Below are 21,288 nucleotides of genomic sequence, written 5' to 3'. Positions count from 1 at the left end.
TCGGAACGTAGTCAGGGTGCTGCCTCTTCTGTGAGACGCGGTACGGAGGCGAACGCGGCGGGTCGTACCGTGCCCATTTCGTCCGGCGGGGATCAGATTCGATCGTGTTGCCGGGTGGCGCGGGACCACTGCCGTCGCTCAAGCGCTCGTGCCGCTGAGGGATCCCTCTTCTGTGGCACGTACTGAAACGTGCCCGGCGGAGGGCTGTCGGGTCGGAGCCGACCGGAGCAACCGACCGGGCATCCTCATTCGTGCAGCCCGTCGAAATACTCGGCGGGCGCATTACCACTGTACCCCGGATTCGCGCATGTGTGTTGGGAGAATTCGCGGGACCGGTGCGACGGGTGTGAGCAAGGAGGCCCTTACAGCCCGTCCCCGGCGGGCTATTGTGCGGTTTATGGAGACGTCTGACAACGCCACTGCAGCCGAAGAAACCACCCCGGAGCCCGAGCGCACCGGGATCGCCGCCCAGGACTGGGCGACGGCCTCCGCGGTTCCCCAGTACCGCGCCGCGGTCGTGGACCTCCTCGGCGCCCTCGCCTACGGAGAGCTCGCGGCCTTCGAGCGGCTCGCGGACGACGCGAAGCTGGCGCCGTCCCTGGCGGACAAGGCGGAGCTGGCGAAGATGGCTTCCGCGGAGTTCCACCACTTCGAGCGGCTGCGGGACCGGCTCGCGCAGATCGACGCCGAGCCGACGGCCGCGATGGAGCCGTTCGCCAAGGCGCTCGACGACTTCCACCACCAGACCGCCCCGTCGGACTGGCTGGAAGGCCTGGTCAAGGCGTACGTGGGCGACTCGATCGCGAGTGACTTCTACCGCGAGGTCGCCAATCACCTGGACTCCGACACCCGCTCCCTGGTCCTGTCGGTCCTCGACGACACCGGGCACGGCAACTTCGCCGTGGAGAAGGTGCGGGCCGCGATCGAAGCGGACCCGCGGGTCGGCGGCCGGCTCGCGCTGTGGGCGCGGCGTCTGATGGGCGAGGCCCTTTCGCAGGCCCAGCGCGTGGTCGCCGAGCGCGACGCGCTCTCGACGATGCTGGTCGGCGGGGTCGACGGGGTGGCCGCGGGCTTCGACCTCGCGGCGGTCGGCGAGATGTTCACCCGGATCACCAAGGCCCACACCAAGCGGATGGCGGCGCTGGGTCTCGCGGCCTGACCCGTAGCGCCGACGGGTCACCTGCCCGACGAGCCGACGCCCGACGAGTCGCCGAACCGCCGCCTACGCCGCTGACCGGCGCAGGCGGCGCGTCGGCCGCAGCAGCAGCGAGAGCAGGACGGACGCGACGAAGGTCGCGCCGAGCACCGTCGTCACCCCGTGCCCCGGGCCGATCGCCGAGTGGGTCAGGAACGCGCCGAAAAGACCGGCGAGCGGGCCGACGAACAGAACGATGCGGCGGTCGGGCAGCCGGTGGGACAGCCGGGCCGCGGCGGCCCACGCGAGGGCGAATCCCAGCAGTACGGAGCCAAGGGCTTCAAGGAGCATGTGCGTCGCCTCCCATGGGTGCGGCCAGGGCGGATCCAGTCACAGCCGTCCTACCCGAGCCTCGCGGAACGCAACCCTCCCCTCACTGGGAGGAAGCAACGCGGGCGTGTCCTTGGCCGGACCCGATTTTTATGTGCTTACGGTCACACCATGAGCCAGCGTCGGCCGGTGCCCAGACTCGCAGCGTTGGACGGGCTCCGGCTCGTCGCCGCCCTGATGGTGGTCTGCTACCACTACCTCGCGCTGAGCAGACCCTGGGGACACGACCCGGTGACCGTCTTCCCGACGCTGCACAGGTTCGCCGAGTTCGGCTGGCTCGGGGTCGAGGTGTTCTTCCTGGTCAGCGGGTTCGTCATCTGCATGAGCGTGTGGGGCCGCAGCCTCGGCGACTTCGCCGTATCGCGGGTCTCCCGGCTGTTTCCGGCCTACTGGGTCGCCGTACCGCTGACCGCGCTGGTCGTCGACAAATGGCCGGAGATCACCTCGATACGCGGCTGGGACGACGTGATCGTCAACCTGACCATGGTGCAGGCCGGCAACAACACCAGGAACGTCGACGACGTGTACTGGACGCTCTTCGTGGAGCTCAAGTTCTACGTCCTGATGGCGATCGTGGTGCTCTGCGGGGTCACCTATCGCAACCTGCTCATCTTCTGCGGGGTGTGGACGGTGGCGGCGGCCCTGGCCCCCAGCCTTGGCTTCCCGGCGCTCGCGGCGTTCGCGATGCCGCAGTACGCGCCGTTCTTCATCGCGGGCATCGCCTTCTACCTGATGCGCCGTTTCGGGCCGAATGCGCTGCTCTGGGGCATCGTCCTGTTCCAACTGCTGCTCGCGCAGCGTTACATCCACTACCGCGTCGCCATCAACCTCGGTCACGCCGCCGCCGAGCAATTGCCGAGCTGGCCGGTCCGGCTGATCGTCGTCGCCGGGTTCGCCGTCGTCGGCGCGATCGCCCTGGGCGCCTTCGACAAGGTCCAGTGGAGGTGGCTCTCCACTGCCGGAGCGATCACTTATCCGCTGTATTTGATCCACATGTTCATCGGGATGACGCTGATCCACCATTTCCGCGACCGGCTCCCCGCCCCGGTCCTGGTGGCTTCGGTGATCGCGCTGATGACCGCCACCGCCTGGCTCATCCACCGCCATGTGGAGCGCCCCGTCGGCAAGTGGGTCCGCGATTCCATGAAGCGCGGCATCCAAGACGTACGCCTCAACTCTCCGGCCCGTCTGCAGGACCGGCCGCGGCCCTCGCTTCCGGGGGCTCCTGAAGAGCGGCGGCCCCTGCACGGTGCGGGAGTGCACTGAGCAAGATCTCTCGGAAAGGAAAAAAAGGGGTGCCACCAGTGATCACTGGTGGCACCCCTTCTTCGGTGTCCTTGTGTACTACAGCGCGCCGAAGCCCACGCGGCGGACCGCCGGCTCGCCGATTTCCACGTATGCGATCTTGTCGGCCGGTACCAGGACCTTGCGGCCCTTGTCGTCCGTGAGGCTGAGCAGCTGCGCCTTGCCGCCGAGGGCGTCGGATACCGCGCTCTCGACTTCTTCGGCGGACTGCCCGCTCTCCAGAACGATCTCCCGGGGTGCGTGCTGCACGCCGATCTTGACCTCCACGGCTATGTCCCTCCGACCTCGTGCGGTGCGCGGTCAGCCGCGCCGTACGCTGCACACATTAGCCCGGGGAGGCGACCGGAAATGGCCGGTCGCAGAACGCCAGGAGCGAACAGAATTCAGGAATGACCGCGCGCCGGCCGCTCAGTGGCCCTCGGTGCCGTGCAGCGGGAAGCCCGCGATGCCGCGCCAGGCGAGCGAGGTGAGGAGCTGGACCGCCTGGTCCCGGGGGATGGCCGACTCGCTGGAGAGCCAGTAGCGGGCCACCACCTGGGAAACCCCGCCCAGACCCACGGCGAGCAGCATCGACTCGTCCTTGGAGAGGCCGGTGTCCTCGGCGATGACGTCCGAGATGGCCTCGGCGCACTGGAGGCTCACCCGGTCCACGCGCTCGCGCACGGCGGGCTCGTTGGTCAGGTCCGACTCGAAGACGAGCCGGAACGCGCCGCCCTCGTCCTCGACGTACGCGAAGTAGGCGTCCATGGTCGCGGCGACGCGGAGCTTGTTGTCCGAGGTCGACGCCAGAGCGGTGCGGACCGCGTGCAGGAGTGACTCGCAGTGCTGGTCGAGCAGGGCCAGGTAGAGCTCCAGCTTGCCGGGGAAGTGCTGGTAGAGCACCGGCTTGGAGACGCCCGCGCGCTCCGCGATGTCGTCCATCGCGGCCGCGTGGTAACCCTGTGCGACGAAAACCTCCTGGGCCGCGCCCAGAAGCTGATTGCGGCGGGCCCGGCGCGGCAGGCGCGTGCCTCGCGGGCGCGCCGCCTCGGTCTGCTCGATGGCTGTCACGCCGCCTCCCAAAGTTGTTCTGCTGCGCGATGCACGCGCGCCGCCATCGTACTTTTGGGTAACCCGGCTGTGCGCGGTGCGAACGCAGAATTTCACGGACCGGACGCGCTGGGTAGCCGGAGATACCCGCGGGAAACCGAACAAATCATCGGTAGTCGTCCTCGTCGAGGGCGACCACGCGCGCCTGTTCGACGGCGTCGGCCTCGTTGGCGGCGCCGGGGTCGACGCGGGTCAGCGGGTCGTCGTGGTCCTGTCGTACGTCCGTGTGCTGTTCGGCCGCGTCCGCCTCGTTGGTCTCCTCGGACAGTTCCGCGGTGTCGTCGTCTTCGTCCTGGAAGGTTTCCGGATCGCTGGGATCGACGGACATGACTGCTCCCTTTTCCTACACTTCGAGTGATTCGGGGGCTCCCTTATGAGCCTAGGAGTTCCCCGGGGAAGTCGCTATACGGCCTGTGACGGCGAACACATGAACCACGGTGTGATCGTCTCGTAACATTGCCGCATGTCTTCGACCGAGCTGCCGGAAACCCTCGCCGCCGCCTCCCTGGCACCACGGGTGGGCGCGGTCAGGGTCTCGGAGGGCGAGGAGCTGCGCTCCGTGAGCCTGCCCGGCCTCACCCTGACCATCCGGTCGCGTCCCGGCACCGGCCCTGGCCTCGAACCCGCGCTGTACGTCCACGGGCTCGGCGGCTCCTCGCAGAACTGGTCGACGCTGATGCCGCTGCTCGCCGACCGCCTGGACGCCGAGGCGCTCGATCTGCCCGGCTTCGGGGACTCCCCGCCACCGGACGACGGCAACTACTCGGTCACCGGCCATGCCCGGGCCGTGATCCGCCTGCTCGACTCGGCGGGCCGCGGCCCGGTCCACCTCATCGCCAACTCGCTGGGCGGCGCCGTCTCGACCCGCGTCGCGGCCGTACGCCCCGACCTGGTGCGCACCCTCACCCTCATCTCGCCCGCGCTGCCGGAGATCCGCGTGCAGCGCAGCGCCTGGCCGACCGCGCTGATAGCGCTGCCCGGCGTCGCCTCCCTGTTCGCGAAGCTGAGCCGGGACTGGACCGCCGAGGACCGCACCCGGGGCGTGATGGCGCTCTGTTACGGCGACCCCGGGCGGGTGAGCCCCGAGGGGTTCGAGGCCGCGGTCCAGGAGATGGAGCGACGCCTCCAGCTCCCGTATTTCTGGGACGCGATGACCCGCTCGGCGCGTGGCATCGTGGACGCGTACACGCTGGGCGGCCAGCACGGGCTGTGGCGGCAGGCGGAGCGGGTGCTCGCGCCGACGCTGCTCGTCTACGGACAGCGCGACCAGCTCGTCTCGTACCGGATGGCCCGCCGGGCCGCGGCCGCCTTCCGTGACTCGCGGCTCCTCACGCTGCCCGATGCCGGGCACGTGGCGATGATGGAGTACCCCGAGACGGTCGCCCAGGCCGTGCGGGAGCTGATCGACGAGAGCGCCGACGGGCACCGCGCCGACTGGGAAATCGACGACCGAGAAAACAGGAGCTGATCCGGGGCGTGGGACGACACAGCCGACCCAAGGGCTCCAGCGGAGAGGCGCCGATATCCGAAGCGCCCCCGGCCCCGCAGGCCGAGCCGGCCGTCGCCTCCGGCGGCGGCCGACGCAGACGACAGGCCCCGGGCGACGACGGCCCCGCCCCGCACCACGGCGGCGGCACCCCGGCCTTCGGCACCCCGCAGGTGCGCGGCGGACACCCGCAGCACCCCGAGGGCGGACGCGACGCCTCGATCCGCCACGGCGACTGGCAGGGCAGGCCGCACACCGTCCAGCAGAATCCTTACGGCGCCGCGGCCCGCATTCCGGGCCCCCGCCGCTCCTACACCGAGGCCTTCGACGGGCCCGGGCCGGCCGACACCGGGGCGAACCGCACCGTCGCCGCCCCGACCCCGCTGCGGGACGGGCCATCGGCGCCCGAACCCGACACCGGGTCCAAGGGGGCCAAAGAGTCCAAGGGGTCCAAGGGGCGGACGTTCACCGGGATCGCGGCCGCCGCGGTGACCACCGTGCTCGCGGTCGTCGTCGCCGGACAGGTCACCTCCGACGGCGACAAGCACGACGTCGCCGGCCGGTCTACGGGCGACAACGACCGTGACACCGACGGGAGTTCGGCATCCCGGGGCAGCGGGCGGGCCACCCCGCAGGCGGCCCCCGCGGTCCAGACGTACGACCAGAAGATGGCCCAGCAGTTCCCGCTGGACGCCAAGCTCACCGCGTCCGGCAAGTTCGACGCCGTGCCCGGGTTCGAAGCGGCGCCCGGCAAGGGGCGCAAGTACCGCTACCGGGTGGACGTCGAGCAGGGGCTCGGCCTGGACGGCGCCCTGTTCGCCGAGGCCGTGCAGAAGACCCTCAACGACGACCGCAGCTGGGGCCACGGCGGCACGATGACCTTCGAGCGGATCTCGTCGGGCCAGCCGGACTTCATCATCACGCTGGCCAGCCCCGGGACCACCGGCACCTGGTGCGCCAAGTCCGGGCTTGACACCAACGAGGACAACGTCTCCTGCGACTCGGCCGCCACCGACCGCGTGATGATCAACGCCTACCGCTGGGCGCAGGGCTCGGAGACGTTCGGCTGGGGCAAGGCGATGCTCACCTACCGGCAGATGCTCATCAACCACGAGGTCGGCCACCGGCTCGGCCACAACCATGTGAGCTGCCGCACGCCCGGCGCGCTCGCCCCGGTGATGCAGCAGCAGACCAAGTCCCTGGACATCGACGGGATCAAGTGCCTGCCCAACCCGTGGGTGTATCCCCAGGGTTGATCCGGATACGGTGCGACATGTCCACGATGTGGGACGACCGTCTCGTTCTCGATTGACAGTGAACAGCGGGTCGTCCATATTTCTCGGCATGTCGCACCGTCACGCCACCCCCGAACGCGCCGCCATCGAGCTGGCGCTCATCGGCGTGACCGGGCACAGCGTGGCCGACATTCTCTGTAGCTGACGCCGTCCCGAGCGCGTTCGACTTTCCCTTTTCCCTTTTTGCGCCCGGGCATTTCCGTGCTTTCGCACGGTTTCCGCATGCGGGCGCAGCCACCCCTTTTCCCTTTTGGTGCTGTGGGCGCCCGTATTTCCCGCCCTGCCCAGCAGTCACCGAGAGGTCTACTTCCGATGCGTCACACGTCCATTTCGTCGGGGAATGTCGCCAGAGCGGCAGCGATAGCCGTGGTTCTCGCCGTGGGCGCCGTCGCCTGCGGCCCCGAGGACAGCGGCGCCAAGGACGCCGGGTCCGGCGCGTCCGGCACGCCCCACAAGGGCGGCGCGCTCAGCGTGCTCAACAACGAGGCGCAGACCGACTTCGACCCCGCGCGGCTCTACACATCCGGCGGCGGAAACGTCCCCTCGCTCGTCTTCCGCACCCTGACCACCCGCAACCGCGAGAACGGCGCCGAGGGCACGAAGGTGGTGCCCGACCTCGCGACCGACACGGGCAAGCCCAACGCGGACGCCACCGTATGGACGTACACGCTCAAGGACGGGCTGAAGTACGAGGACGGCAGCCCCATCACCACCGCCGACATCAAGTACGGCATCGAGCGCTCCTTCGCGGCCGAACTCTCCGGCGGGGCACCGTACTTGAGGGACTGGCTGGTCGGCGGCGCGCAGTACCCGGGCCCGTACAAGGACGGCGGCAAGGGCCTCGCCTCGATCGAGACGCCCGACGCCAAGACCATCGTGTTCCACCTGAACAAGCCCGAGGGCGAGTTCCCGTTCCTGGCCACCCAGACGCAGTTCGCGCCGGTCCCCAAGGCCAAGGACGACGGCACCAAGTACGAGGAGCACCCCGTCTCCTCGGGCCCGTACAAGGTCGTCAAGAACGAGAACGACGGCGAGCACCTGGTCCTGGCGCGCAACCCCAACTGGTCCGAGGCGACCGACAGCGAGCGCAAGGCCTACCCCGACACCATCGACGTGCGCTCCGGGCTCGACCAGGCCGTCATCAACCAGCGGCTCTCCGCCTCCCAGGGCCCGGACGCGGCCGCCGTCACCACCGACACCAACCTGGGACCCGCCGAACTCGCCAAGGTCAGCAGCGACAAGCAGCTCGCCGCGCGCGTCGGTACCGGGCACTTCGGCTACACCAACTACATCGCGTTCAACCCGAACGTGAAGCCGTTCGACAACCCCAAGGTCCGCCAGGCCATCGCGTACGCCGTCGACCGCACCTCGGCCGTCAACGCGGTGGGCGGCTCCTCGCTCGCCGAGCCCGCCACCACCTTCCTGCCGAACCAGAAGGCCTTCGGGTACACCCCGTACGACCCGTTCCCGGCGGGCGCCTCCGGCAACGCGGCCAAGGCCAAGGAGCTCCTGAAGGAGGCGGGCTACGCCGACGGTCTCACCGTCACGCTCACCCACTCCAACGCCAAGGGCGGCCCCAAGGGACCCGAGGTCGCCACCGCCCTCCAGGACGCCCTGAAGAAGGCGGGCATCACCGTCAAGCTCCAGGGCCTGGAAGGCAACGACTACAACGACACCGTGGCCAGCGCCAAGAAGGAGCCCGGCTTCTTCCTGCGCGGCTGGGGCGCCGACTGGCCCTCCGGCGGCCCGTTCCTCGCGCCGATCTTCGACGGCCGGCAGATCGTCCAGGACGGCGCCAACTTCAACACCGGCTTCCTGAACGACCCCTCCGTCAACAGCGAGATCGACGAGATCAACAAGCTGACCGACCTGACGGCGGCCGCCCCGCGCTGGGGCGCGCTCGACAAGAAGATCGGCGAGCAGGCCGTGGTCGTGCCGCTGTTCCACCCCGTCTACAAGCGGCTCGTCGGCAAGGACGTCAAGAACGTCGTCATCAGCGACTGGACCGGCGTGCTCGACATCTCGCAGGTCGCGGTCAAGTAGCCATGTCCGAAGCCCTGTTGACCACCGGGGCGGGCGTCGCCGCGCCCGCCCCCGGCGGCCGTCTCTTCTGGCGGCGGCTGCGCGCCCAGCGCGCGGTCACCGCCGCGGCGGCCGTCTTCGCCCTGCTCGTCCTGGTCGCGCTCGCGGCCCCGCTGCTCACCGCCCTGGAGGGCCAGGACCCCAACGCCTTCCACCCCACGCTCGTCGACTCCGCCAGCGGCGGCGTCCCCATCGGCTCGTTCGGCGGGATCAGCGGCGAGCACTGGCTCGGCGTCGAACCGCAGACCGGCCGTGACCTGTTCGCCCGGATCGTCTACGGCGCCCGCGTCTCGCTCGGCGTCGCCTTCGTCGCCACCCTCATCCAGGTCGCGCTCGGCGTCGCCCTCGGTCTGTTCGCCGCGCTCGGCGGCCGCTGGGCCGACCAGGTCGTCAGCCGCGTCACCGATGTCGCGGCCGCCCTGCCGATGCTCGTCATCACGCTCGGCCTGCTCGCGGTGGCCCCCGCCTCGATCCCGCGGCCGGTCCTGATCACCCTGATCATCGCCGGGCTCGGCTGGTTCGGTACGTCGAAGATCGTGCGGGCGGGCGCGCTCTCGCTCAAGACGCTCGACCACGTCTCGGCGGCGCGGCTCAGCGGCTGGGGCACCTGGGCGATCGCCCGCCGTGAGCTGCTGCCCGCGCTCGCCGCACCCGTGATCACCTACGCGGTCCTGCTCGTCCCCACCAATGTGGTGGCCGAGGCGGCGCTGTCCTTCCTCGGAGTGGGCATCAAGCCGCCGACCCCGTCCTGGGGCCAGATGCTCACCGACGCCAACACCTGGTACCAGGCGGCCCCGACCTATCTGCTCCTGCCGGCCGGCCTGCTCTTCATCACGGTCCTCTCGCTGACGGTGATCGGCGAGGGCGTGCGCACGGCCCTGGACCCGAGAGCGGCGTCAAGGCTGCGGGTAGGCACGCGCAAGTCCCGTAACTCTCTTAAGGAGAAGGCAAGTTGACCGGCTTCACGGGCTTTCTGCTGAGGCGGATCGCCGGAACCGTGTTCGTGCTCCTCGCCCTCTCCGCCATCGTGTACGCCGTCTTCTACGTGGCCCCCGGCAACGTCGCCCAGATCGTCTGCGGCGAACGCTGCTCACCGCAGCAAGTCGCCCTGGTCCACGACAAGTTGGGGCTCGGCGACCCGCTGTACCTCCAGTACGGCCACTTCATCCAGGGCATCTTCGCCGGCCGCGACTTCTCGTCCGGCACGGGAGTGGTGCACTGCTCGGCGCCCTGCCTCGGCCAGTCCTACCGCACCGACGAGCAGGTCACCGCCCTCATCCTCGGCAAGCTCCCGGTCACGGGTTCGCTGGTGGTCGGCGCGTTCGCGCTGTGGCTGCTCATCGGTGTCGGCACCGGGGTGCTTTCCGCGTGGAAGCGCGGCGGGATGATCGAACGGCTGCTGACCTGGCTGACCCTGGCGGGCACGTCCACGCCGGTGTTCGTCATCGGCCTGCTGCTGATCATCATCCTGTGCTCGACGCTGCAATGGCTGCCGTTCCCGCAGTACGTGCCGTTCACGGACGACCCGGAGCAGTGGTTCTGGGGTCTGCTGCTGCCCTGGTTCTCCCTCGCCCTGATCGAATCGGCCAAGTACGCGCGCCTGACGCGGAGTTCGATGCTGGAGACGCTGGCCGAGGACCATGTGCGGACGTTCCGGGCGTACGGGCTGAGCGAGCGGGCCATCGTCGGGCGCCATGCGCTGCGTGGCGCGGTCGCCCCGGTCATCGCGCTCAGCGCGCTCGACGCGGGGACCATGTTCGGCAGCGCGGTGCTCACCGAGACGCTCTTCGGTATACCGGGCATCGGCCAGCAGCTCGTGCAGTCGGTGCGCACAGTCGACCTGCCGGTGGTGGTCGGGGTGGTCCTGACCACCGGATTCTTCGTGGTGCTTGCCAATGCGGTCGCGGACGTCCTGTACGCGATGGCGGATCGACGGGTGGTGCTTTCATGACGCTGGTTCCTGCTGAGGCGCCTCTGGTGGAGGTCGCCGACCTCGGCATCTCCTTCGGCGAGGTACGGGCCGTCGACGGCCTCTCCTTCACGCTCCGGCCCGGCGCGGCGCTGGGTGTCGTCGGCGAATCCGGCTCGGGCAAGAGCGCGTCGGCGTACGCGCTCCTCGGCCTGCACCGGGGTACGGGGGCGCGGGTGTCGGGCGCGATCCGGGTGGCGGGGGTGGACGTGATGGCCGCCTCCGACGCCGAACTCCGCTCCCTGCGCGGCGGGTTGGCGGCGATGGTCTTCCAGGACCCGCTGTCCTCGCTCGACCCGTACTACACGATCGGCGACCAGATCGCGGAGGTGTACCGGGTGCACAAGGGCGGCTCCCGGCGGGCCGCCCGGGCCCGCGCGGTCTCGGTCCTGGACCGGGTGGGCATTCCCGACGCGGCCCGCAAATCCCGCTCCCGTCCGCACGAGTTCAGCGGGGGCATGCGGCAGCGGGCCCTCATCGCGATGGCGCTGGCGTGCGAGCCGCGCCTGCTCATCGCGGACGAGCCGACGACGGCGCTGGACGTGACCGTCCAGGCGCAGATCCTGGACCTGCTGCACGATCTGCGCCGCGAGACGGGGCTGGGGTTGGTGCTGGTCACCCACGACGTGGGGGTCGCGGCGGAGAGTGTGGACGAGGTGCTGGTGATGCGGGCGGGGAGGGCGGTGGAGCGGGGCTCGGTGGGGGCGGTCCTTGGCGCTCCGCGGGAGCCGTACACGCGGGCGCTGCTGTCGGCGGTCCCGAGGATCTCCCCCACCCCGCCGCTTCCCGCCGCTGCGGGCCTCCGGGAGGTGTCGCCAGGCCGCGGCCCGGTGGACGCCGCTGGGGCTCCGCCCCAGACCCCCTTGGCCCCACCCCACCCCTTCCCGAAACCCGCCGGGGGTGTGGAGTCCGGGCGCGGCCCGGTGGTCGTTGCTGGGGCTCCGCCCCAGACCCCGTTCGCGCCCGAAAGGCGCTCGTCCTCAAACGCCGGACGGGCTGAAGATGCGGGCGAGGGCGGCTTGCAGGCGACGGACGATGCTGGTCGCGATTCAGTGGTGTCCTCAAGTGCCGGACGGGCTCCGGATGCCGGCGAGGGCGGTTCGCGGACTGCGAGCGGGCCACAGGGTGGCCATGCCGCGGTGTCCAGTCCTGCCAGGGGCGCGGGGAAATGCGCGATCGGCCACGCACGGTCCGCGGTCGAAGGCGGGCCCTCCGAGGCTCAGTCACTCTCAGCCTCTCCGGCGTTTGAGGAGCCGGGGTCCGGGGGCGGCGCCCCCGGGAACGGACCTCGGTCACATGCCTACCCCCGGAGGGTCTCGGGAAGGGGCGGGGTGGGGGAAACCCCCGCCGAAGGCGGCCTCGTGCTCCAGGCCAGCGACCTCCGCCACACCTTCGGGCGTGGCAGAGCCGCGTTCACCGCCGTGGACGGCGTCTCCCTGAAAGTCCACCGCGGTGAAACCCTCGGCATCGTCGGCGAGAGCGGGAGCGGGAAGACCACCCTGGGTCGCATGCTCGTGGGCCTGCTCCAGCCCAGCTCCGGGCACGTCACCCGCACCGGCGACGTCCAGATGGTCTTCCAGGACCCCGTCTCCTCCCTCAACCCCCGCCGGTCCATCGGCGAATCCGTCGCCGACCCGCTGAGGGCGAGAGGGGAGCGCGGCGACAGCCGCATCCGGGCCAGGGTCGGCGAGCTGCTCCACAGGGTCGGCCTCGACCCGGACCGGTACGACAGCTACCCGCACGAGTTCAGCGGCGGCCAGCGCCAGCGCGTAGGGATCGCCCGCGCGCTGGCCGCCGAGCCGACACTCATCGTGTGCGATGAGCCCGTGTCCGCGCTCGATGTGACGACACAGGCTCAAGTCACCGCGCTGCTCGGTCAGTTGCAGCGCGAGCTCGGCCTCGCGCTCGTCTTCGTCGCGCACGACCTCGCCGTGGTGCGGCAGGTCAGTGACCGGGTCGCCGTGATGCGGCAGGGGCGGATCGTGGAGGAGGGCGAGGTAGACGTCGTGTACGGGGCGCCCAAGGACCCGTACACCCGGCAGCTGCTCGCCGCCGTGCCCTCGCTGGATCCGGCGCTGGCCGCCACCCGCCGCGCGGCCCGCCGCGAGCTGCGCGAGGCATCCCGGGAGACCGCCCGCGAGGAGGTGGCCGTAGCGTAGCCGTGAGTGACCGGATCGACCCGTAGCGCGACCGAACGCCACCGGGTCGGGAAAGTTACGTGCATTCACCCCTTCCGGTGGCGCGATGGACAACCGTCCGTCGCGCCACCGGCATGACCGCTTACGTTCGTCCCGCTGCGAGTCGCCGTTGTCAACGGTGGCCGCCCACAAGGGAGATCGGGGGTGCGCACATGCGGATCGGACTGCTCACGGATGGCGGTTATCCGTACACGACCGGTGAGTCCAGGCTGTGGTGCGACCGGCTCGTGCGCGGGCTCGCGCGGCACGAGTTCGACATATTCGCGCTCAGCCGGAGTGCCGAGCAGGAACAACAGGGGTTGCTCGCCCTGCCTCCCCACGTGCGCCAGGTGCGTACCGCGCCGCTCTGGGCCGCGCCCGAAACCCATTACACCGGCCGCAGGCGTACCGAGCGCGGGTACGGGCGGCGTGAACGCCGGGAGTTCGCCCTCCACTTCGGGCGCCTGGCCGCCTCGATCTGCAGCGAACGGTCCGACCGCGACAGTTTCGCCGAGGGGCTGTACGGGCTCGCCTCCCTCGCCCGCGAGCACGGCGGGATCGCGGGCGAGCTCCGTTCCGAGACGGCCGTCCGCATTCTGGAAGCCGCCTGCCGCACCCCCGGCGCCAACCGCGCCGTCCAGGCCGCCCGGGTGCCCGACCACCTCGCCTTCGCGAGCCTCCTGGAACGCGCCCTGCGCCCGCTCTCCCTCGACTGGTACGGCGACGACGCGCTCGGCGCGGTCGACCTCGCCCATGCCGCTTCCGGCGGCCGCGCCGCCCTGCCCGGGCTCCTGGCCAAACGCTTCTGCGGGGTCCCGCTCCTGGTCACCGAGTACGGCGTCCAGCTCCGCGCCCAGTACCTCGCCAACTCCCAACTCACCGTCCCCGTAAGGGCGTTGCAGGCAGGGTTCCAACGGCGCCTCGCCGCCGAGGTGTATGGGCAGGCCGAGCTCGTCACCCCCGGCAACACCCACACCCGCCGCTGGCAGGAACGCTGCGGAGCCGACCGAGCCAAGCTGCGCACCGTCTATCCCGGCATGTCCGCCGACCGGTTCCACGCGGTCGGGGAAGGCGCGTACGGCGGGGACCCCAACACCCTGGTGTGGGTCGGGCGGATCGAGCCCGCCAAGGACCTCATCGCCCTGCTGCACGCCTTCGCCGAGGTCCGCAAGGCCGAGCCCGAGGCGCGGCTGCGCTTGATCGCCGCGCCCGCCGAAGGGCCCGACGCCGTCACCTACCTCGCGCACTGCCGGGCGCTCGCCGCCCAGCTCTTCCCCGACGAGGCCGCCGACGCCCACGCGGTCGGCGACAACCCCGTCTCGTTCGAGGAGATCGGCGGCCCCGAGGCGCCCGAACTCGCCGACGCCTACGCCGCCGGCAGTGTCGTCGTCCTGTCCAGCGTCGTCGAGGGCTTCCCCATCAGCCTCGTCGAGGCCATGTTCTGCGGCCGGGCCACCGTGTCCACCGACACCGGCGCGGTCGTCGAAGTCATCGGCGGTACGGGCCTGGTGGTGCCGCCGCGCAATCCCCGAGCGCTCGCCGACGCCTGCGTCGCGCTCCTTCGCGACCCCGAGCGGCGCTCGCGCCTGGGCGCCGCCGCCCGCGCCCGCGCGCTCGAACTGTTCACCGTCGAGCAGAACCTCGCGGCATTTCGCGGCATTTACCTGGAGCTCATGTCGCACAACCCGGTCCATCGCGAGAACGCCGACGAGACGGCCGCCCCGCAGCCCTTCGCGCACCCCGCCGAAGCCCATGTGCCGGGCCGCTGGGCGGCCCCGACCGCAGCCCGCACTTCATCCAACTCGCCGCCCAGCGGCCCCAGTTGGGCAGGCGGCCCGATCGCGGTCCTGTTGCAGCAACGCCTCGACGCCGAAGCGGAAGGGGCGGGCGCGTGACCGACATCCCCTCCGCCCCGGCCACCGGCGCCGCCTGGGACGCCCGCTCCAAGGGCGCCCTCTCCTCGATGCCCGCCCCGAGCGGCGCGGGCCGCACCGCCACCCCCCGGCGCGGCCCCGCCGACCCCGTCAAAGCTCTCATGCACCGCCACCGCGAACTCTGCGAGCGCGCCGTCGACCCGCTGGAGATCGCGGCAGGCCTTGAGGCGCACGGCGTCACCGACCGCACCGCCGCCCGCTTCCGCCACCGCGACGTCTTCTCGCTCGCCGAAGAGCTCTACGCCCGCGTACCCCGCGACACCGAAACCCTCTCCGCCACAAGGGAGTTGACCCCACAGCCCGCCGGCTGGGCGCTCTGGGCGCTGCTGCCCGGCGTCGTCTGCGTACTCGCCGTCGAGGGTGTTCGGCTCACCCCTGGCGGGATCCGGCTGGCGGCCGGCGTGGTCGGGGCGGTGGCCTTCGCGGTGGCGCTCACCCTGTCCCTGCGGCGCGGCCCCCTGCGCGCCGACCACCGCACCCGGCCCGCCGCCCGCCTCTGCGCCGCCTGGCTCATGGCGTACGCGATCGGCGGCGACGGGCTGCTCGCCGACGCCGTGCGCGGCGGCCCCGACGGAGGCTGGCCGCTCGACCCGGCGGCCGCCACCGGCCTCGCGTTCGCCGTCGCCCCCGCGATGTGGTGCGCGCACCTCTTCTCCGCAGGGGCCCGCCGCAAGCTCGCCTCCAGCCGGGGCCTCGCCGAGTTCGCCGGGCGCTCCCGCCCGCTGCTCCTGGCCACCGTGGCCCTGTTCCTCGGCTGCCTCGCCGCCTGCCTGACGGTTGCTCAACTCGCCTACGGAACCGATGTGTTCGCCGCCAGTGCCGCGCTCGGGGCGCTGCTCTGGCTCGCCCGGCTGCTCGCCGCGCACGGCTTCGCCGGCGCCGCCACGAAGATGCTCGCCGCCGCCGCGGGCGCCGAACTGCTCGCGCTCGCCTCCGTGTTCGCCGGCCGGCTGCCCGGCTGCGCCGCCCTCGGCCGCCCCGTCGAAGCCGCCGTCCAGACCTGGGGCGCCGGGGCGCTGCCCGCCGCCGTGTGCGCCGCCGCCGCCCTCGCCCTGCTCGCCCGAGCCGCCGCCGTGCTGGCCCGCGCCTCGGCCCACTGTGACCAGTGAGGCGCCCGACGACCGACGCGCCCACCCCACCGAAGCGCCGCGATCGCCCGGCCACCTCACGGAGCGGGCGACACGGCATTGAAGGAGAACGACACATGACCGCCCTGCCATCGGCCTCCCGCCGCCCGCACGGAAGGACCGCGCGATGAGGGTGCTGCTGCTCGGAGCCAACGGATACCTCGGCCGGTTCGTCGCCGACCGCCTCCTCGCCGACCCCGCCGTGCAGCTCACCGCCCTCGGGCGCGGCGACGACGCGGACGTACGGTTCGACCTCGCCACCGGCAGCCCGGGAGCCCTGACCCGCTTCCTCGACGCCGTGCACCCCGGAGTCGTCGTCAACTGCGCCGGGGCCACCCGGGGCGGCGCCCGCGAGCTGACCCGGCACAACACCGTCGCCGTCGCCACCGTCTGCGAGGCCCTGCGGCGCAGCGGCTGCGGCGCCCGCCTCGTCCAGATCGGCTGCGCCTCGGAGTACGGGCCCTCGCAGCCCGGCTCCTCCACCGCCGAGGACGCGGTGCCGCGCCCGGGCGGGCCGTACGGCGTCTCCAAGCTCGCCGCGACCGAGCTCGTCCTGGGCTCCGGACTCGACGCGATCGTGCTGCGCGTCTTCTCGCCCGTCGGCCCCGGCACCCCCGCCGGCTCCCCGCTCGGCCGCCTCGCCGAGGCGATGCGGCGCGCCATGCAGTCCGGCGACGGCGAGCTGAAGCTCGGCGGGCTCGGCGTGCAGCGGGACTTCGTGGACGTACGCGATGTGGCGCGGGCCGTACACGCCGCCTCGCTCTCCGCCGCCCAGGGCGTGGTCAACATCGGCACCGGACGCTCGGTGAAGCTCCGCGACGCGGCCGCCGTCCTCGCCAGGGTCGCGGGCTACGCGGGCGCCCTGCACGAACTCGACGGCCCGCCCGTCATGCGCCCCGGCCTCATCGGCTCCCCGCGCAACGGCGAGGCCGGCCTCGAACACCTCGCCACGCCGGCCCCGTACCCCGACGGCTGCGGCAGCTGGCAGCAGGCCGACGTGCGCACCGCCCGCGACCGGCTCGGCTGGCGGCCCCGGATCAACCTGGAGGAATCCCTCGCCGACATCTGGATGGAGGCGGCATGCCGAATCTGACCCGGCTCCTCGGGCAGCGCGCGGCGACCGGCGCCGACCGGCTCGGCCTCGGCGTCCCCGGCTACGCCCACCCGCTCGTCGCCCCCGTCGAATGGGCCGAACTCACCCGCCCCGGAACGCCGTTGCACTGGGCCGTGCTCAATGTGTCCGGCGGAACTCCCGGCGGCCCCGGCAGCCGGCCCGACCCGCACTGCCTCGAAGCCGTCGGCAGACTCCGCAACGCCGGCATCCGGGTGCTCGGCCACCTCGACACGGCGTACGGCACCCGCCCCTTCGGCGAGCAGATCTCCGAGGCGCACCGCTACCTCGACTGGTACCGGGTCGACGGCTTCCTGCTCGACCGCTGTCCCACAGAGCGAGACGCGCTTCCCGAAATGCGGCGCACCACCGACACACTGCGGGCCCTGCGCGACGGCGTCCACCTGGTCTTCGGGCACGGGACGCACCCGTACCCCGGCTATGCGGAGGCCGCCGACCAGCTGATCACCTACACCGGCCCGTGGACCGACTACCGCTGGTCGCAGGTGGCCGAATGGACCGCCGACTACCCGCCGGAGCGCTTCTGCCACCTGGTGCACGGCGTGCCCAGGACGCATCTGGAGGAGGCGCTGCGGATCGCCCGCTGGCAGGGCGCGGGCACGATCTACTTCACGGACCGCGTCGACCGGTCCCGGGGGCAGGGAAACGGGCATACCGACCCATTTGAAACGCTGCCCGGCTACTGGGACGAAATCGTCTCGCGGATCGGACCTGGTATCTCGGAATGAGGGGACGCGTGGCAGTGTTACGGAGAGAACAACCGTACTGACATACCGACCGACGGAGTTTCCGTGTCGCTGCCACCCCTGGTCGAGCCAGCAGCTGAGCTCACCGTAGACGAGGTCCGCAGGTATTCGCGCCACCTGATCATCCCCGACGTCGGGATGGACGGGCAGAAGCGGCTGAAGAACGCGAAGGTGCTCGCCGTGGGCGCCGGCGGGCTCGGCTCCCCGGCCCTGATGTACCTGGCCGCCGCCGGTGTCGGCACGCTCGGCATCGTGGAGTTCGACGAGGTCGACGAGTCGAACCTCCAGCGCCAGATCATCCACAGCCAGGCCGACATCGGCCGCTCCAAGGCGGAGTCCGCGCGCGACTCCGTCCTCGGCATCAACCCGTACGTGAACGTCGTCCTGCACGAAGAGCGGCTCGAAGCCGAGAACGTGATGGAGATCTTCAGCCAGTACGACCTGATCGTCGACGGCACGGACAACTTCGCGACGCGTTACCTGGTCAACGACGCGTGCGTGCTCCTGAACAAGCCGTACGTCTGGGGCTCGATCTACCGCTTCGACGGCCAGGCCTCGGTCTTCTGGTCCGAGCACGGCCCCTGCTACCGCTGCCTCTACCCGGAGCCCCCGCCGCCGGGCATGGTCCCGAGCTGCGCCGAGGGCGGCGTTCTCGGCGTCCTTTGCGCGTCGATCGGCTCGATCCAGGTCACCGAGGCGATCAAGGTCCTCACGGGCGTCGGCGAGCCGCTGGTCGGCCGCCTGATGATCTACGACGCCCTGGAGATGCAGTACCGCCAGGTCAAGGTCCGCAAGGACCCCGACTGCGCGGTCTGCGGTCCGAACGCGACGGTCACCGAGCTCATCGACTACGAGGCCTTCTGCGGCGTCGTGTCCGAGGAGGCCCAGGAAGCGGCCATGGGCTCGACGATCACTCCCAAGCAGCTCAAGGAGTGGATCGACGCCGACGAGAAGATCGAGATCATCGACGTCCGCGAGCCGAACGAGTACGAGATCGTCTCGATCCCGGGCGCCAAGCTGATCCCGAAGAACGAGTTCCTGATGGGCAACGCCCTCCAGGACCTGCCCCAGGACAAGCGCATCGTCCTGCACTGCAAGACGGGCGTCCGCTCGGCGGAGGTCCTCGCGGTCCTCAAGTCGGCGGGGTTCGCCGACGCGGTGCACGTGGGCGGCGGCGTGATCGGCTGGGTCAACCAGATCGAGCCGGAGAAGCCCATCTATTAAAGAGTGCTGTTCGGCAGGGGGCCGGTTCCGCGATGTGCGGGCCGGCCCCTTTGCCGTCGCGCTACTGGCAAACCGCCCCCGCAGAGGGAACCTTTCCGTCCAAGAGGTAAGCGTTCACCGTGTTCTGCACACACTTGTCGCCGCTGTCGTACGCCCCGTGCCCCTGGCCCTTGTACGTGAGCTCCACGCCCACCCCCGGGCCCAGCTTGTCCACCATGTTCTTCGCGCCCGCGTAAGGCGTCGCCGGGTCGCCGGTGTTGCCGACGACCACGATCGGGGCGGCGCCCGGTGCGCTCACGTCCGGGGTGGTCCACTGGCCGGCGACCGGCCACTCGGTGCAGCCCATGAGGCCCCAGGCCATGAAGTCGCCGAAGACGGGCGAGGCCCTGCGGAACTCGGGGAGCTTGGCCTTCGTTTGCTCCAGTGAGTAACGCTCTTTGAAATCAGCACAGTTGATGGCCACGTTGGCGGCCTGAAGGTTGCTGTACGTGCCGTCCTTGCCGCGCCCGTTCATGGCGTCCGACAGGGCGAGGAGCAGCGCGCCCTGGCCGCCCTCCGCCTCGTCGACACCCTGCTCCAGGAGCTGCCAGTACTCCTTGGAGTACAGCGCCTGGGCGATGCCGTTGGTGGCCTGGGTCCGGGTGAGCCGGCGGCCGCTGTTGCCCGCCGGGATGGGCTTCTCGCCGAGCTGGGCGAGCAGCTTGACGATGACGTCCTCGACCTCCTTCACGTTCGCGCCGCGAAGGAGGCACTTGTCGCCGCGGTTCACGCAGTCCTGCGCGAAGTTGTCGAGAGCGAGCTGGAAGCCCTTGGCCTGGCCGATCGCGCCCTGCTCGACGTCGTTGGTGGGGTCGACGACGCCGTCGAAGACGGCCCGCCCGACGTTCTTGGGGAACAGATGGGCGTAGACGCCGCCGAGCTCCGTCCCGTACGAGATCCCCATGTAGTGAAGCTTCTCGTCGCCGAGGACCTGGCGCAGCAGGTCCATGTCACGGGCGGCCTCGGTGGTGCCGACGTGAGGGAGGACCTTGCCGGAGTTGTCCTGGCAGGCGGTGGCGAACGACTTGAGGCCCTCGATGTACGTCTGCTCCTTGGCGGGGTCGTCGGGGGTGGCGTCCTGGGCGAAGTAGGTGTCGAGCTGGGAGTCGTTCTCGCACTGCACGGGCGCGCTGGCGCCGACCCCGCGCGGGTCGAAGCCGACCAGGTCGTAGCGGCCGCGCAGGGCCTCGTAGTCCTTGGCCGCGGCGGGCAGGGTGGTCACGCCGGAGCCGCCCGGGCCGCCGAAGTTGAAGACGAGCGAGCCGATGCGGTGCGCCTTGTCGGTGGCCTCGGTGCGGATGAGGGCGAGGTCGAGCGTGCCGCCCTTGGGGTTCGCGTAGTCCAGCGGCACCTTCATGGTGGCGCACCTCCACTGGGCGCCGCCGGGCAGCGGGGAGGGCGCGGAGCCGGTGCCCTCGGCCGCGGTGGGCGCCGAGCACGCCTTCCAGTTCAGCTTCTGGGTGGCGAGCTTGCCCGCGTCGGCGGTGCCGGCGGTGAGCCCGCCGTCGTCCTTGGCCCCGCTGGAACAGCCGACGGCGGCGAGCAGTACGGCGGCGGCGCTGAACGCGGCGGCCCGGGTCCGCTTGCGCGGGGCGCGGTGGTGTTCCATCCCTCCATCCTGCGTCGGGAACAGGGAGCGCGCGCGGGCGGGGCGGCCCATCAGGGTGGCGCCCCGCCCGGCTCCCGCCACCCGCTCAGCCCGGAACGCCCGCCCGCTCCACCTCAAGCACCCGCTCCGCCGCCGCGAGCCCCGTCGCCACGCACGCCGCGATCCCCACGCCCTCGTACGCGGCGCCGCACACCTCCAGGCCGGGCAGGCGCGCGATGTCCTCGCGGATGCGGGCAAGGCGGGCGGCGTGGCCCATCGTGTGATGATCAGGGAGCGGGGCTCGCGGGCGTATTACGGGGGTTCGGTGGGGTACCACGGGGTGGCGGTGGCGCCGGCGGCGCTGCTGAACCCGTGGCTGGCAGCCCCGTTCGCCGTCTATTTGCTACGGGCGGCGGTACTGCCCGGCCGGGGCCTGAAGGTGGGGGTGGTGGGGGCGCTGGAGGTCCTGTGCTCGCTGGCGCTGCTGGGGACGGTGCTGGCCGCGTTCTAGGCGGGGTTGGAGCTCGTACCCTGTTAGGGGCGCGGGGCTGTGACATTTTGCGGCTCTGC

Annotated in this window: 21 protein-coding genes; 15 read left to right on the top strand and 6 right to left on the bottom strand. The window is 71.4% G+C overall.

Going from position 1 to position 21,288, the window contains the following annotated elements:
* Positions 1-397 precede the first annotated feature (397 nt).
* Positions 398-1,159, top strand: a complete 762-nt coding sequence (locus OHA17_RS13945) for a ferritin-like fold-containing protein (protein WP_053729926.1) — start codon at positions 398-400, stop codon at positions 1,157-1,159.
* Between the two features lie 63 nt (positions 1,160-1,222).
* Here the strand turns inward: OHA17_RS13945 and OHA17_RS13940 are convergent, their stop codons facing one another.
* Entirely contained in the window at positions 1,223-1,486 is a 264-nt protein-coding gene (locus OHA17_RS13940; protein WP_406506932.1) for a hypothetical protein, read from the bottom strand.
* A 150-nt stretch (positions 1,487-1,636) separates the two neighbouring features.
* On the opposite strand from OHA17_RS13940, the gene OHA17_RS13935 reads away from it, so the two are divergent.
* A complete protein-coding gene (locus OHA17_RS13935; RefSeq protein ID WP_406506931.1) occupies positions 1,637-2,791 on the top strand; it encodes an acyltransferase family protein in 1,155 nt (384 codons plus the stop codon).
* A gap of 78 nt (positions 2,792-2,869) precedes the next feature.
* Here the strand turns inward: OHA17_RS13935 and OHA17_RS13930 are convergent, their stop codons facing one another.
* From OHA17_RS13930 to OHA17_RS13920, 3 genes are all read right to left on the bottom strand, one after another.
* On the bottom strand, positions 2,870-3,097 hold the full coding sequence (locus OHA17_RS13930; protein WP_053729924.1) for a DUF3107 domain-containing protein: 228 nt from the start codon (positions 3,095-3,097) through the stop codon (positions 2,870-2,872).
* A 141-nt stretch (positions 3,098-3,238) separates the two neighbouring features.
* Entirely contained in the window at positions 3,239-3,880 is a 642-nt protein-coding gene (locus OHA17_RS13925; protein ID WP_053729923.1) for a TetR/AcrR family transcriptional regulator, read from the bottom strand.
* A 145-nt stretch (positions 3,881-4,025) separates the two neighbouring features.
* Positions 4,026-4,247 carry a hypothetical protein gene (locus tag OHA17_RS13920; protein ID WP_189962764.1) on the bottom strand — a complete coding sequence of 74 codons (222 nt, stop codon included), beginning with the start codon at positions 4,245-4,247 and terminating at the stop codon, positions 4,026-4,028.
* A 135-nt stretch (positions 4,248-4,382) separates the two neighbouring features.
* On the opposite strand from OHA17_RS13920, the gene OHA17_RS13915 reads away from it, so the two are divergent.
* The 12 genes from OHA17_RS13915 to moeZ all read left to right on the top strand — a co-directional run bounded on the left by OHA17_RS13915 (position 4,383) and on the right by moeZ (position 19,091).
* Complete coding sequence (locus tag OHA17_RS13915) at positions 4,383-5,387, top strand: alpha/beta fold hydrolase (RefSeq protein ID WP_406506930.1); 1,005 nt, start codon at positions 4,383-4,385, stop codon at positions 5,385-5,387.
* An 8-nt stretch (positions 5,388-5,395) separates the two neighbouring features.
* Complete coding sequence (locus OHA17_RS13910; protein WP_406506929.1) at positions 5,396-6,661, top strand: DUF3152 domain-containing protein; 1,266 nt, start codon at positions 5,396-5,398, stop codon at positions 6,659-6,661.
* Between the two features lie 88 nt (positions 6,662-6,749).
* Positions 6,750-6,845 (top strand): Ms4533A family Cys-rich leader peptide, encoded by a 96-nt coding sequence (locus OHA17_RS13905; protein WP_317617795.1) that lies wholly within the window; start codon positions 6,750-6,752, stop codon positions 6,843-6,845.
* A 167-nt stretch (positions 6,846-7,012) separates the two neighbouring features.
* The gene (locus tag OHA17_RS13900; RefSeq protein ID WP_406506928.1) at positions 7,013-8,743 is read left to right on the top strand and encodes an ABC transporter substrate-binding protein; all 1,731 of its coding nucleotides are present in this window, start codon (positions 7,013-7,015) and stop codon (positions 8,741-8,743) included.
* Positions 8,744-8,745: 2 nt separating this feature from the next.
* Entirely contained in the window at positions 8,746-9,738 is a 993-nt protein-coding gene (locus OHA17_RS13895; protein ID WP_406506927.1) for an ABC transporter permease, read from the top strand.
* Positions 9,735-10,733 carry an ABC transporter permease gene (locus OHA17_RS13890; RefSeq protein WP_406506926.1) on the top strand — a complete coding sequence of 333 codons (999 nt, stop codon included), beginning with the start codon at positions 9,735-9,737 and terminating at the stop codon, positions 10,731-10,733. Before OHA17_RS13895 ends, OHA17_RS13890 begins: the two co-directional genes overlap by 4 nt.
* Entirely contained in the window at positions 10,730-12,910 is a 2,181-nt protein-coding gene (locus OHA17_RS13885; RefSeq protein ID WP_406506925.1) for a dipeptide ABC transporter ATP-binding protein, read from the top strand. Before OHA17_RS13890 ends, OHA17_RS13885 begins: the two co-directional genes overlap by 4 nt.
* A 191-nt stretch (positions 12,911-13,101) precedes the next feature.
* Positions 13,102-14,823: a DUF3492 domain-containing protein gene (locus OHA17_RS13880; protein WP_406506924.1), complete on the top strand. Its 1,722-nt coding sequence runs from the start codon at positions 13,102-13,104 to the stop codon at positions 14,821-14,823.
* Entirely contained in the window at positions 14,820-15,971 is a 1,152-nt protein-coding gene (locus tag OHA17_RS13875) for a hypothetical protein (RefSeq protein WP_406506923.1), read from the top strand. The genes OHA17_RS13880 and OHA17_RS13875 overlap by 4 nt, the downstream gene beginning before the upstream one ends.
* A gap of 145 nt (positions 15,972-16,116) precedes the next feature.
* Positions 16,117-17,082 carry an NAD-dependent epimerase/dehydratase family protein gene (locus tag OHA17_RS13870; protein WP_398876278.1) on the top strand — a complete coding sequence of 322 codons (966 nt, stop codon included), beginning with the start codon at positions 16,117-16,119 and terminating at the stop codon, positions 17,080-17,082.
* The gene (locus OHA17_RS13865) at positions 17,070-17,849 is read left to right on the top strand and encodes a spherulation-specific family 4 protein (RefSeq protein WP_406506922.1); all 780 of its coding nucleotides are present in this window, start codon (positions 17,070-17,072) and stop codon (positions 17,847-17,849) included. Before OHA17_RS13870 ends, OHA17_RS13865 begins: the two co-directional genes overlap by 13 nt.
* A 63-nt stretch (positions 17,850-17,912) precedes the next feature.
* Positions 17,913-19,091, top strand: a complete 1,179-nt coding sequence (gene moeZ / locus OHA17_RS13860; protein ID WP_406506921.1) for an adenylyltransferase/sulfurtransferase MoeZ — start codon at positions 17,913-17,915, stop codon at positions 19,089-19,091.
* A gap of 61 nt (positions 19,092-19,152) precedes the next feature.
* Here the strand turns inward: moeZ and OHA17_RS13855 are convergent, their stop codons facing one another.
* On the bottom strand, positions 19,153-20,739 hold the full coding sequence (locus OHA17_RS13855; RefSeq protein ID WP_406506920.1) for an alpha/beta hydrolase: 1,587 nt from the start codon (positions 20,737-20,739) through the stop codon (positions 19,153-19,155).
* A gap of 85 nt (positions 20,740-20,824) precedes the next feature.
* The gene (locus tag OHA17_RS13850) at positions 20,825-20,995 is read right to left on the bottom strand and encodes a hypothetical protein (protein ID WP_406506919.1); all 171 of its coding nucleotides are present in this window, start codon (positions 20,993-20,995) and stop codon (positions 20,825-20,827) included.
* On the opposite strand from OHA17_RS13850, the gene OHA17_RS13845 reads away from it, so the two are divergent.
* Positions 20,987-21,229: a hypothetical protein gene (locus OHA17_RS13845; RefSeq protein ID WP_406506918.1), complete on the top strand. Its 243-nt coding sequence runs from the start codon at positions 20,987-20,989 to the stop codon at positions 21,227-21,229. The two genes, OHA17_RS13850 and OHA17_RS13845, sit on opposite strands and share 9 nt — an antisense overlap.
* Positions 21,230-21,288: the final 59 nt, after the last annotated feature.

The sequence above is a fragment of the Streptomyces sp. NBC_00212 genome (assembly GCF_045206365.1).
Classification (GTDB): domain Bacteria; phylum Actinomycetota; class Actinomycetes; order Streptomycetales; family Streptomycetaceae; genus Streptomyces.
This window is presented reverse-complemented; position numbering and strand designations above follow the sequence as displayed.

Bases quoted from the DNA above. Each gene is read 5' to 3' on its own strand.
- OHA17_RS13945 (WP_053729926.1), top strand. From the start codon at position 398: ATGGAGACGTCTGACAACGCCACTGCAGCCGAAGAAACCACCCCGGAG.
- OHA17_RS13940 (WP_406506932.1), bottom strand. From the start codon at position 1,486: ATGCTCCTTGAAGCCCTTGGCTCCGTACTGCTGGGATTCGCCCTCGCG.
- OHA17_RS13935 (WP_406506931.1), top strand. From the start codon at position 1,637: ATGAGCCAGCGTCGGCCGGTGCCCAGACTCGCAGCGTTGGACGGGCTC.
- OHA17_RS13920 (WP_189962764.1), bottom strand. From the start codon at position 4,247: ATGTCCGTCGATCCCAGCGATCCGGAAACCTTCCAGGACGAAGACGAC.
- OHA17_RS13915 (WP_406506930.1), top strand. From the start codon at position 4,383: ATGTCTTCGACCGAGCTGCCGGAAACCCTCGCCGCCGCCTCCCTGGCA.
- OHA17_RS13905 (WP_317617795.1), top strand. From the start codon at position 6,750: ATGTCGCACCGTCACGCCACCCCCGAACGCGCCGCCATCGAGCTGGCG.
- OHA17_RS13900 (WP_406506928.1), top strand. From the start codon at position 7,013: ATGCGTCACACGTCCATTTCGTCGGGGAATGTCGCCAGAGCGGCAGCG.
- OHA17_RS13895 (WP_406506927.1), top strand. From the start codon at position 8,746: ATGTCCGAAGCCCTGTTGACCACCGGGGCGGGCGTCGCCGCGCCCGCC.
- OHA17_RS13885 (WP_406506925.1), top strand. From the start codon at position 10,730: ATGACGCTGGTTCCTGCTGAGGCGCCTCTGGTGGAGGTCGCCGACCTC.
- OHA17_RS13880 (WP_406506924.1), top strand. From the start codon at position 13,102: ATGCGGATCGGACTGCTCACGGATGGCGGTTATCCGTACACGACCGGT.
- OHA17_RS13870 (WP_398876278.1), top strand. From the start codon at position 16,117: ATGAGGGTGCTGCTGCTCGGAGCCAACGGATACCTCGGCCGGTTCGTC.
- OHA17_RS13865 (WP_406506922.1), top strand. From the start codon at position 17,070: ATGCCGAATCTGACCCGGCTCCTCGGGCAGCGCGCGGCGACCGGCGCC.
- OHA17_RS13855 (WP_406506920.1), bottom strand. From the start codon at position 20,739: ATGGAACACCACCGCGCCCCGCGCAAGCGGACCCGGGCCGCCGCGTTC.
- OHA17_RS13850 (WP_406506919.1), bottom strand. From the start codon at position 20,995: ATGGGCCACGCCGCCCGCCTTGCCCGCATCCGCGAGGACATCGCGCGC.